Source organism: Caballeronia ptereochthonis (assembly GCF_001545075.1).
GTDB lineage: Bacteria > Pseudomonadota > Gammaproteobacteria > Burkholderiales > Burkholderiaceae > Caballeronia > Caballeronia ptereochthonis.
Genome location: NZ_FCOB02000017.1, coordinates 161,074 through 172,204, shown reverse-complemented (window position 1 = coordinate 172,204; position 11,131 = coordinate 161,074). Strand labels below are relative to the sequence as shown.

8 protein-coding genes are annotated in these 11,131 nt (G+C 66.7%); 6 read left to right on the top strand and 2 right to left on the bottom strand.

Going from position 1 to position 11,131, the window contains the following annotated elements; genetic code table 11:
* Positions 1 to 552: 552 nt before the first annotated feature.
* The 5 genes from katE to AWB83_RS19290 all read left to right on the top strand — a co-directional run bounded on the left by katE (position 553) and on the right by AWB83_RS19290 (position 8,751).
* A complete protein-coding gene (katE, locus tag AWB83_RS19310; RefSeq protein ID WP_087047213.1) occupies positions 553 to 2,676 on the top strand; it encodes a catalase HPII in 2,124 nt (707 codons plus the stop codon).
* 137 nt (positions 2,677 to 2,813) lie between these two features.
* Entirely contained in the window at positions 2,814 to 6,089 is a 3,276-nt protein-coding gene (locus AWB83_RS19305; protein WP_087047212.1) for an ATP-binding protein, read from the top strand.
* Positions 6,090 to 6,245: 156 nt separating this feature from the next.
* The gene (locus AWB83_RS19300; protein WP_087047211.1) at positions 6,246 to 6,779 is read left to right on the top strand and encodes a hypothetical protein; all 534 of its coding nucleotides are present in this window, start codon (positions 6,246 to 6,248) and stop codon (positions 6,777 to 6,779) included.
* 206 nt (positions 6,780 to 6,985) lie between these two features.
* On the top strand, positions 6,986 to 7,285 hold the full coding sequence (locus AWB83_RS19295) for an RNA-binding protein (protein WP_244197799.1): 300 nt from the start codon (positions 6,986 to 6,988) through the stop codon (positions 7,283 to 7,285).
* Between the two features lie 212 nt (positions 7,286 to 7,497).
* Positions 7,498 to 8,751, top strand: a complete 1,254-nt coding sequence (locus tag AWB83_RS19290) for a L,D-transpeptidase (protein ID WP_087047210.1) — start codon at positions 7,498 to 7,500, stop codon at positions 8,749 to 8,751.
* Between the two features lie 15 nt (positions 8,752 to 8,766).
* Here AWB83_RS19290 and AWB83_RS19285 read toward each other — a convergent pair whose 3' ends face one another.
* Positions 8,767 to 9,651 (bottom strand): DMT family transporter, encoded by an 885-nt coding sequence (locus tag AWB83_RS19285; RefSeq protein WP_087047209.1) that lies wholly within the window; start codon positions 9,649 to 9,651, stop codon positions 8,767 to 8,769.
* Positions 9,652 to 9,741: 90 nt separating this feature from the next.
* Positions 9,742 to 9,927, bottom strand: a complete 186-nt coding sequence (locus AWB83_RS19280) for a hypothetical protein (RefSeq protein WP_087047208.1) — start codon at positions 9,925 to 9,927, stop codon at positions 9,742 to 9,744.
* A 239-nt stretch (positions 9,928 to 10,166) separates the two neighbouring features.
* On the opposite strand from AWB83_RS19280, the gene AWB83_RS19275 reads away from it, so the two are divergent.
* The gene (locus tag AWB83_RS19275; protein WP_087047207.1) at positions 10,167 to 10,925 is read left to right on the top strand and encodes a DeoR/GlpR family DNA-binding transcription regulator; all 759 of its coding nucleotides are present in this window, start codon (positions 10,167 to 10,169) and stop codon (positions 10,923 to 10,925) included.
* The last annotated feature ends 206 nt before the right edge of the window (positions 10,926 to 11,131 follow it).

The following is an 11,131-nucleotide window of genomic DNA, read 5'->3' as shown; positions in this document are numbered from 1 at the left end:
TGGCCCAGCCCCTAAGTGTCGCCCTCAAAGGACTCACGCGCCGTGGCTCGCGCACGGTCTGCCACCTCGCACTACATGACAGACTGGTTCAGCACCCAAGAGCGCCGGCCCGCTTTGCGGCCGCAGGGGAAAGCGGGTTTGCGCGCGCTTGTTTACTAACGCTTCCATCTCTCCGCTTCTGCCTAACGACGGTTTCCCTTGCCTACCCTGCGGCAGCGCGTAGCGCTGGGCCGGAACTGTTAGGTGCTGAACCAGCACCCTAAACGGACTAGCTCGTCAGACCGTGCGCGGTCCACGCCCGATTAGTCCTTTGAGGGCACTCTTTAGGGGCTGGGCCACGCCGAACCATGACGACGAGTCTGCCTGGGCCCAAAGCTGCTTTCTTTGGTTGCTTTCTTTGCAGCAGCAAAGAAAGTGACTGCCGCCCCGCACAGGGGCAGTGCTAATAGACCACTAAGAACTCAGGATTCCACAGAAGCCCAAAGACCCCGGGTACATCGATTGCGGTAGTGAGAGCCAAACCTCACCCCCAACCCCGGAGTCGTCATCAAAATGGCAACAAAGAAGCCCCTTGCGAGCGGCGTGGCCCGCACCCCATCCCAGAGCAATACGAACAAGAAAGTCGAATCCCTCGAAACCTTCCGCACCGACGCGACCAATCAGGCGCTGACGACGAATCAGGGCGTCAAGATCGCCGACAATCAGAACACCCTGCGCGCCGGCGAGCGCGGCCCGTCGCTGCTCGAAGACTTCATCATGCGTGAGAAAATCACGCACTTCGACCATGAACGCATTCCCGAACGCATCGTCCACGCCCGCGGCTCCGCCGCGCACGGCGTATTCGAAGCCTACGAATCGCAAGCCGAACTGACCAAGGCCGCATTCCTGCAAGACCCGTCGAAGGAAACGCCCGTCTATGTGCGCTTCTCGACCGTGCAAGGCTCGCGCGGCTCCGCCGATACCGTGCGCGACGTGCGCGGCTTCGCCGTCAAGTTCTACACCGATGAAGGCAACTTCGATCTCGTCGGCAACAACATGCCCGTGTTCTTCATCCAGGACGCCATCAAGTTTCCCGACTTCGTCCACGCGGTAAAACCCGAGCCGCATAACGAAATGCCGCAAGGCGCATCGGCGCACGACACGTTCTGGGACTTCGTCTCGCTCGTGCCCGAATCCGCGCACATGGTGCTCTGGACCATGTCCGACCGCGCCATTCCCCGCAGCCTGCGCACGATGGAAGGCTTCGGCATCCATACCTTCCGCTTCGTCAACGCACAAGGCAAAGGGCGCTTCGTGAAGTTCCACTGGCGCCCGACCATCGGCTCGGCGTCGCTCCTCTGGGACGAAGCGCAAAAGCTCGCAGGCAAGGACTCCGACTTCCATCGCCGCGATCTGTGGGAAGCAATCGACAACGGCGACTATCCCGAATGGGAGCTCGGCGTGCAGATCGTCGAGGAAGAAGACGAACACAAGTTCGACTTCGATCTGCTCGACGCGACCAAGATCATTCCCGAGGAGCTCGTGCCCCTCAAGATGATCGGCAAGCTCACGCTCAATCGCAATCCCGACAACTTCTTCGCCGAGACCGAGCAAGTGGCGTTCTGTCCAGGACATATCGTGCCGGGCATCGACTTCACCAACGATCCGCTCCTGCAAGGCCGCCTGTTCTCGTATACCGATACGCAGATCAGCCGTCTGGGCGGCCCGAACTTCCACGAGATTCCGATCAACCGTCCGCTCGCGCCGCTGCACAACGGCCAGCGCGACGCCATGCATCGCCAGACGATCGACAAGGGGCAGGCCTCCTACGAGCCGAATTCCATCGACGGCGGCTGGCCCAAGGAAACCGCGGCCGCCGCCGCAGGCGGCGGCTTCGAGAGCTATACGCAGCGCGTCGAAGGCGCGAAGATCCGCGTGCGCAGCCCGTCGTTCAAGGATCACTACTCGCAGGCGACGCTCTTCTGGAACAGCATGACGGACCCGGAGAAGGATCACATCGTCGGCGCCTACTCGTTCGAGTTGAGCAAGGTCGAGCGCAAGCCCATCCGCGAGCGGCAACTCGGCATCCTCGCCAATATCGACGAAACGCTCGCCGCGCGCGTCGCCGCGAATCTCGGCCTGCCCGCGCCGAAAAAGAACGCGAGCGCCGAGGAACTCGGCAAGTCGTCGGTGACCGAGTCCCCCGCGCTGTCGATCGTCGCGAAGACCAAGCCTTCGGTCAAGACGCGCAAGGTCGCGATTCTCGCGGCCACGGGCGCGGATGCCGCGAGCATCAAGGCTGTCAAGGATGCGCTCGCAGCCGCTGGCGCGCACGCCAAGGTCATTGCGCCGACACTCGGCTCGCCCGCGGAAGGCGTCGAGGCCGATGCGACCATCCTCGGCATGCCGTCGATCATGTTCGACGGCGTCATCGTCGCGGGCGGCCAGCAAAGCGCAAAAGCGCTTTCCGAATCCGGCGACGCGCGCCACTTCGTGCTCGAAGCGTTCAAGCACCTGAAGGCGATCGGCGCGATCGGCGACGGCGAGGACGTGCTGGCCGCCGCGCATCTGCCGAACGGCGACGAAGGTGTGGTGGTCGGCAGCGATGTCAGGAAGGTGATGAAGAGCTTCATCGAGACGATGGGCAAGCATCGCGTCTGGTCGCGCGCGCAAAAGGCGGAGTCGGTGCCGGCCTGATTCGCCGGCCGCATGGCGGAGCACGGCGAAGCGTTTCACGGCCTGCAATGAAACGCGCCTTCGTGCATCGCGCCGGTGATATGCGCGATCCAGGCTTTTTGAGAAACTAGCCGCACCGCTCACTCCGGGGGTGCGGCATGTCCGATCATGCGAGTCACCGTGGCGCCGCGCGGGCCGGACTCGCGCGTTTTGTGTTCATCGTCCTGACCTGCGTGCCGAGCGTCCTCTGGGTGCCGGGGGCCGGCGCGCAGGAGCGGATCGTCATCGGCACGGCGCCGGGCGTGGCGCCGCCGCTCGACATGGCATACGCGGCAAGCCGCAATGCGGCCGATTCCGCCGCGCCGCGCGGCATCTCGGTCGATTACGCGAACGCCGTCGCCGATGCGCTCGGCGTGAAACCGCAATGGCGCCTCTATCCGAACCGCGCCGCGCTGATCGCAGCGCTCGCACGGGGCGATATCGATCTGGCGACCGGTGCGACCGGCGAGGACAGCGGCGCGGCGCTCGCCTACAGCCGTCCGTATCTGCCGGTCAAGCAAGTCTTCGTGGAGCCGCTGGCGCGCCGCCCGCCCACGCACCGGCTCGCTTACGTCGATGCGCAGACCTCGCCCGCGCGGCTGCGCAAGGCGTATCCGTCGCTGCAGCCCGCCGCTTATCCGGACCTGATCGGCGCGCTGCTTGCCGTTTCGCTCGGCGATGCGGACGCCTTCGTCGGCGACATGACCGCCGCCGCTTATGCGATCAGGCATTTCGAACTGCCGAACCTGACCATCACCAACCTCGCGGCCTTCGACGAAGACGGCTACCGCTTCGCGTTCGCGGCGGATCGCGCGGGTGCGAGCACCTTGCGGCATCGGGTGGACGAGGCGCTCGCCGCATTGCCGCCGGCGTTCCTGCTGGTCGCGCGTGCGCGCTGGGGGCCGGGCGCCTCGGCAATCACGCTCGAGAAGCCGATCGAGCTGACGGCCGAGGAAGCCGCGTGGGTGCGCGCGCATCCGGTGGTGCATTATTCGATGCTCTCGCAAGGCGCGCCGCTCACTTTTCGCGATTCGCGCGGTCAGCCGGCGGGCGCCGCGGTCGATATTCTCGATGCCATCGCGCGCGTGACCGGCCTGCGCTTCGAGGCCCGCGTGCGCGATTCGCAGGAGCAACTGGCGGCCGATCTCAAGAGCGGCGCATCCCCCATCCTGCCGTACGGCGCGGGCGACGCATCGGCGATTCCGGGCGGCGTGTCCACCGTGCCGACCGGTGAAGGCATTCTTGCGATCGTGACGGCGGCCGGACAGCCGCCGCTGCGCGACGCCGCCGCGCTGGCGGGCAAACGCATTGCGCTGCCGGCGTCGTCGCTGCTGCGCAACCTCGTGCGTCAGCGTGCTCCGGACGTGCGGTTCGTCGATACGCGTCCGCTCGACGGGCAATTTCACGCCGTCGCGAAAGGCGCGGCCGACGCGACCATTGCCGATCTCGCCTTCGCAAATTACGCGCTGGGCAATCCCTATCGAGGCGTGCTCGTGATGAGCGGCGTGCTGTCGACCCGGCCGGTGCCGCACGGTCTCACCGTCGCGGCGAGCGAGCCGGTGCTGCTCGGTATCGTCGATCGCGCGATCGCGCATCTGCCGCCGGAAGAACTGGAGGCGATCCGCACGCGCTGGAAGCTCTCCGAGCATCCCGAAATGCTGTGGGAGCGGCGCCGCCCGCAAGTCGCGCTCGGCGCGCTGCTCGGCGGCGCGCTGCTGCTCGTGCTCGCGGGCTGGGCGCTGACCTTGCGCGTGCAGATCGCGCGCAGGATCGCCGCCGAGAACGCGATGCGCGCCGCGAAGGAGGAAGCCGAAACCGCGAACCGCGCGAAATCGACCTTCCTCGCGACGATGAGCCACGAAATCCGCACGCCGATGAACGCGGTGCTCGGCCTGCTCGAAATGGAACTGCGTGCGCCGGGCGAGCGCGCCGCAACAGAGCGTGCACTCTCGACGGCGCACCGCGCGGCGCGCGATCTGCTCGGCATGATCGACGATCTTCTGGATGTCGCGAAGATCGAGGCCGAGCGGCTCATGCTCGCGCCCGCGCCGCTGGAGATCGAGGCGTGGATCGCGGGCGTCGCCGCGATCTACGAACCCGCCGCGCGCGCCAAGGGCATTGCGCTCGTCGTGAAGCGGCAGGGCGAGCGCGGCCCGGCGTGGGTGCTCGCCGATGGGCAGCGCCTGCGGCAGGTCGTCGGCAACCTGTTGTCGAACGCGATCAAGTTCACCGATATCGGCGCGGTCACGCTCGAATATGGCGTCGGGCCGCGCTGCGACGGCAAGCGCGCCGTGACGCTCGCGGTGTCGGACACGGGCATCGGCATCGCGCCCGAGCGGCAGGCCGCGCTCTTCACACCGTTCGTCCAGGCCCACGACGGCCGCGCGCGCAGCTTCGGCGGCACCGGCCTCGGCCTCACGATCAGCAAGCGGCTCGTCACGATGATGGGCGGCGTCATCGAGCTTTCGAGCGAGCCGGGGCGCGGGACGCGCTTCACCGTGCGGATCGGCTTTCCCGAAGCGGCTGCCGTTGCGTCGCCGGTCGAGGCGCAGCCCGCGGCGGCGAGCGCATCCGTCGAATCGCTCGCGGGGCTGCGCGTGCTCGTCGTCGACGATCATCCGGCCAATCGCATCGTGCTCGACGGACAGATCAGGCTGCTGGGCGGCACGGCGGAACTCGCCGTCGACGGCAAGCGCGCGCTCGCGCGCTGGCGCGCCGGGCCGCGCGCCTTCGACGTGATCCTTACTGACTGCTCGATGCCGGAGATGAGCGGAGAGGAGTTGACGCGCGCGATCCGGGACGACGAAGCAAACGACGCGTCGAAGCCGCGGCCCGTGCCGATCGTCGGCCTGACGGCGAACGCGCAGCCCGACGCGGCGGCGCGCGCGATCGCGGCGGGCATGACGGCGTGTCTCGTCAAGCCGCTCAGTCTCGACGGCCTCCGGGCGGCGCTCATCGAGACGACGCGCGAGCGCCGCGCGCCGGTCGCGTCGGTCGCCGCGCCGAAGCCGCATGCGGTGACGCCCGGGTCAGAGGCCGGCGCATTCGACCGCGCGTTGCTGGAAGGCTTCGGCGATCAGGCCGGCACGCTCGTCGACACGTTGAAGTCGGCCCATGCGCAGGATCTCGCCGATGCACGCGCCGCGTTCGACGACTGCGACTGGTCGCGCCTGCGCGATACGGCGCACCGGATGAAGGGCGCGGCGGCCGTCATCGGGGCCGCGCCTTTCATGCGCGCGTGCGTCGCGCTGCAGCACGACTGCGATTGCGCGCTCGACGAGGACCGCAACGGCGAGGACGATCCGCGCATCGCGGCGTCGTTCGCGGCCTTCGTCGCGGCGGCCGAGGCGCTCGACGCCGCGCTCGATGGCGCGCCCGCGCCTCGCACCGCGTGACTGCTCTCCGGCCTGCGCCGTGCCGTCATCGCGCGTCTCAATGGTCGCCGGCAACACTTCCCGTGCTGCGCGTCTTTCGTGTGTTTTAATTGAACCTCCGTTCGTCTCAATAACATGCGGCGATATTCCGCCGCGCGATGGATTGCGCAAAGAGGCATGAATCGAAGGGATACCGAGGTCACCGGGAAGCGAAGGGCGCGGCTCGCACGCGCCGGCCGGTTCGCGCGCGTCGCGCTGGCGACCTGCTGCGCGGCGCTCGCGTTGGTGCCGGGCACGCCGCGTGCGCAGCGCGCCGAGTGGCTCGATTCGCGCGTCACGCAAGCGACGATCGTCGACACGATCTGCGTCCCGGGTTATGTGGATCGCGTGCTGCCGTCCTTCGAGATGCAGATGCGCCAGAAGGAGCGGCTCTTGAAGCAGCGCAGCATCGATGCGTCGTTCGCGTCGGAATACGCGCTCGATCACCGCATGCCGGTGCTGCTCGGCGGCTCGCCCAACTCGCCCGCGAATCTCGATCTGCGCCGCTGGGAAGGGCGCGCCGGACAGCGCCGCAAGGAGCGGCTCGCGGTCTATCTGAAGCGCTGTGTCTGCACCGGCGACATGACGCTGAAGGACGCGCAGGCGGCGATGGCCGGCGACTGGGCCAATCGCTATCCGAATCTTTCCAGCATGTCGTGCAGCGGTTTCTGATGTCCGGTTCAACGCATCCCATCCATCCGATTTAGAACATTTATTGAAAATGACGGAATGCCGCATCTCGGACGCGGTCTACGGTATTAGTATTTAGCTGTCTCGAAATTCGCCGTGGGAGTTGCCATGATCCTGGGTTATGTGTCCCTTTTCGTTGTCGGCACGCTCGTGACGCGCTCGATTCGTCGGCGCCGCGCGCGGCCCCTATGCGCGCGCGCGTGCGCAAGAAGGTGACGGCGATGAACCTGCTCGTCTGGAATCTTCCCCGGCGCTGCGCCGCGCGCGACGTGCGGCGCTTTCTCGAAAACGAGCTCGGCGGCTACGTGAGCGACATCGAGGTCCACGGCGCGGGCACGGCCGACGCCTATGCGACTGCGAAGCTCGCGACCGACGTGCCTTACATCGGCGAGGCGATCGCTCAGAAGCTGTGCCATCAGCGGCTCCTCGACGCACCCTTGCGCGCCCGGGCTTCGGCTCTGGGCGATGCGTCCACTCGCCTCCATTGACGGCTGTCGCGCGTGGCGTCGCACGCCGCGGCCGGAATGAACTTTGCTGAGTCCCTTTTGACGAACGTTATGTAGCGGCGAAGCCGGTGCCTCGTGCGCACCGGCTTTTTTGTGGCGCGCGCCAGCGAGGCAAACGGCGCGCGTTCGCCGCTCGAACCGGGCGATCCGGTGGATCGCCTGCTGGAAGAAGGCAAAGCGGATCATTCAAATCGATGCAGCAGGCAGGCAAGAACAAGACGAACAAGACGCCATCGGGCGCAAGGTGTATTGCAGGGGCGGCGGCCGCGCTTCTTTCGGTCACGGCTGCGGCTCACGCACAGCAGGCGGCGTCTGCCGTGTCTGCCGTGTCGGGGACGGTCGCGGCGGGCCGCGTGACGGCCATGCCCGTCGCCCCCGCGGCGCCGGCGGTGCCCGCGCCGCCGATGCCGCTCGGCGCCAGCATCCCGCATGGCGCGAGCGTGCCGGAACGCGGGCTTCCCGCCATGCCCGTGCCGATGCCCGCGCAACCGGCCTCGGGGGCGTCGGCGGCTTCTGCGGCTTCCGCGGCGAGTGCAGCTTCCGCGGCGAGTGCGGCATCGGAGGCATCGGCCGCCTCGGCGGCCAGCGCGGCCAGCGCGGCGTCCGAAGCGCAGGCGCCCGAGGTGCCCCTGCCGCCCGAGCCGCCGGAACCCAATCTCGCGCAGCGCACCGGCTTGCCGCCGGCCGGCGCATTCGCGATGCGGCAGACGTTCGCGAAGGAGGTCAACCGGCGACTGGCGGTGCCCTTGCCGGATCAGCAGGCCTACGGCCGTCTGCTGCAGAACGCGCTCGACGAAGACGGTCACGGCGATCTCGCCAACGAGTTCGTGGTGCTCGTCGATCGCAGCGCCAACGTGCAGGCGGTGTTCGTGTACTTTCGCGCGAAGGCGGGCGATCCGTGGTCGATGATCGGCGCATCGCCGGTCTCGACGGGCCGCCCGGGCACTTACGATCACTTCCTGACACCGCTCGGCGTATTCCAGCACGTGCCGGGCAACATGGACTTCCGCGCCGAGGGCACGCTGAACGAGTTCAAGATCCGCGGCTACGGCGCGCGCGACATGCGCATCTACGATTTCGGCTGGGCCGACGGCGAGCGCGGCTGGGGCAAGGGCGGCAAGTCGCCGATGCGCTTCCAGATGCACGCCACCGATCCCGAGAAGCTCGAGCCTCTGCTGGGCATGTGGCATTCGAAGGGCTGCGTGCGCATCCCGTCGACGCTCAACACGTTCTTCGACCAGCACGGCATTCTCGACGCGCAATACGAGGCGCGCGCGTCCGAAGGCCAGTCGATGTGGGTCCTCAAGGCCAATCGCAAGACGACACCCTGGGCGGGGCACTATCTCGTGGTCGTCGATACGGACAGGAAGACGCGGCCCGCGTGGTCGCCGGGTCCGGGCAAGGCGGTGCGCGAGCACATTCCGGCGGGCGCGGATACGGTCGATTGAGCGCGTCCCGAAGCGCTATTTCGAGCGCGCGAGCAGCACGCCCGCGAGCGCCACGGCGAAGCCCGCCAGTTGCACGACATCGAGCGTCTCGCCGAACGCGAGATAGCTTTCGAGCGCGGCGAGCGGCGGCGCGAGAAAGAGCAGGGCGGTGGCGCGCGATGCGTCGCCGCGCCGGACCATCCAGACGAGCAGCGTCGTCGCGACGCCCGAGAGCATCACGATGCCCCACGCGAGCGAGAGCCAGGTCGTCGTGGATGCGATGAAGCGGTGTTCCCCGAGCGCGATCACGAGCACGAGCGCGACGACGGCCGCACCTGCGTTCTGCAGCGCGCCGGCGCTGCGGATGTCGGCGCGGGCGAGCGAGGTCTTCTGATAGAGGGTGCCCGCCGTGATCGCGACGACGGCGAGCACCGCGATCGTCACGACGAGCCATGGCGGAGCGTTGCCTTGGGCGGCATGCGCGAGGTGCGCGCCGCTCCCGACGATCTTCGGCGCGAGCACGAGCGCCACGCCGAAGAGGCCGAGCACGAGGCCGCCCCATGCGCGCGGCGAGAGTTTCTCGCCGAAGAGTCGCGCGGCGACGGCGGCGGTCAAGAGCGGTTGCAGCGCGCCGAGCAGCGCCATGATGCCCGCGCCGAGTCCTTGCGCGACGGCCCAGTAGCTCGTGCCGAGATAGACGCCTTGCAGGAGCGCGCCGGCGAACAGGTGCCGGCCGATATCGCGTCCTCTGGGCCAGGGGGCGCGCGTGAAGATGGCGATCGCGACGAACAGCAGCGTCGTGCCGGAAAAGCGCGCGAGCAGATACATGTTCGGATCGACATAAGGCGTGATCGCCCGCGCGACGATGAAGCCCGTCGACCAGAGAAACACGAAGACCGGCGCGGCGAGAAGCGAGACCATGTGAGGGAAGCGACGAAACGGGATGTCGAAGTATCGTTGCGCGCGGCGTGGCTCGTCTTGTCTAACCGTGCACTCGCCGGTGCGGGCGCGTCATTCGAGCGAGAACGTGTCGAGCGGCTGATTGGCGCGCGCCTCGCCTTCGAAGCGCCGCGAGAGCTGTGCGTGAAGACGCCTGGCTTCGTCGAGCGTGAGATCGATCCAGAACGGATCTCCCGCGGCGTCGTTCAGGCGATCGGGTGGAAACTGAATTTCGATGACCACGCCTTTCTTGTACATCGGGATAGCCTCTTTCAGAGCTCGTTCAGAGCGACCGAGCAAGCTGCGAGTCTAGCGGACCGGCGCGCGCCGATTGCAAACGCAGCGGAAAGAATGCGTTGCGCGGTGCGGCTTGACGAATGTGTTGCTGGCGAATGCGGTTGCCAAGGAAATGCCACATAAGGCCGCTAAACTACACATGCTGCCTCGCCTTGTTTCCGCCAATTTCCATCCGATCGAGACTATCACGCGACTGACCGATGCTCGCAGAACAACGTCACCAGTACATCCTTTCCGAGCTGGACAAGCATGGTGCGCTCGCGGTGGCCGATCTCGTGCGTGCGTTATCGGTATCGCGCGAGACGGTGCGGCGCGATCTCAATGCGCTCGCCGAGCGGGGGCTCGTGACGACGACGCATGGGGGTGCGTTGTCGGTGGACCGGCGCGAGCCGCATGTCGACGTGCGCGAAGCGGAGAATGCGGTGGCCAAGCAGGCGATCGGCGTGCGGGCGGCGGCGTTCGTGCCGGATGGGGCGTCGGTGGTGATCGATTCGGGGAGTACCACGCAGGCTGTGGCGCGGGCGCTTGCGGACCGGCATCGGCTGACGGTGTACACGAACGACTGGCGTATTGCGATGCTGCTCGCGCGACGCAATGGCAATCGTGTGACTTTACTTGGCGGGGAGGTTGCGGATCTCGAGGATGCTACGTTCGGGCTCGATACGATTCAGCAGATTTCGCAGTATCACGCGGATTTTGCTTTCGTCGGCGCGGGGGGGATTACCGATGATGCGCATCTTACGGATTATTCGCGGCTTGCTGCCGAAGTGCGGGGGAGGATGATTGCTTCTGCCGCGTGTGCGATTGTCGTTGCTGATTGCTCCAAGTTTGGGTTGGTTACGCCGGTCAGGATTCGTGGGTTCGAGTTGGTGCGATATCTTGTTTGTGAGGCTGCGCCGGGGAAGAGTATCAGGAGGGCTATTGCTTCTCGGGGGCCGGAGTTGGTTGTTGTTGGTTGAGTTTGGTTGGTTGTTTGTTTGCTTGCTTCGGCTTTCGTGGAATCCTGAATTCTTAGTGGTCTATTAGCATTGCCCCTGTGCGGGGCGGCAGTCACTTTCTTTGCTGCTGCAAAGAAAGTAACCAAAGAAAGCAGCTTTGGCCCAGAGTGCTTGTGCGGGCTCGTCGTCATGGTTCGGAGTGGCCCAGCGCCTAAGTGTCGCTCTCA

Coding starts and splice junctions, on each gene's coding strand:
- AWB83_RS19295 (WP_244197799.1), top strand. CDS start 6,986: ATGCGCGCGCGCGTGCGCAAGAAGGTGACGGCGATGAACCTGCTCGTC.
- AWB83_RS19300 (WP_087047211.1), top strand. CDS start 6,246: ATGAATCGAAGGGATACCGAGGTCACCGGGAAGCGAAGGGCGCGGCTC.
- AWB83_RS19280 (WP_087047208.1), bottom strand. CDS start 9,927: ATGTACAAGAAAGGCGTGGTCATCGAAATTCAGTTTCCACCCGATCGC.
- AWB83_RS19275 (WP_087047207.1), top strand. CDS start 10,167: ATGCTCGCAGAACAACGTCACCAGTACATCCTTTCCGAGCTGGACAAG.
- AWB83_RS19285 (WP_087047209.1), bottom strand. CDS start 9,651: ATGGTCTCGCTTCTCGCCGCGCCGGTCTTCGTGTTTCTCTGGTCGACG.
- AWB83_RS19290 (WP_087047210.1), top strand. CDS start 7,498: ATGCAGCAGGCAGGCAAGAACAAGACGAACAAGACGCCATCGGGCGCA.
- AWB83_RS19305 (WP_087047212.1), top strand. CDS start 2,814: ATGTCCGATCATGCGAGTCACCGTGGCGCCGCGCGGGCCGGACTCGCG.
- katE (WP_087047213.1), top strand. CDS start 553: ATGGCAACAAAGAAGCCCCTTGCGAGCGGCGTGGCCCGCACCCCATCC.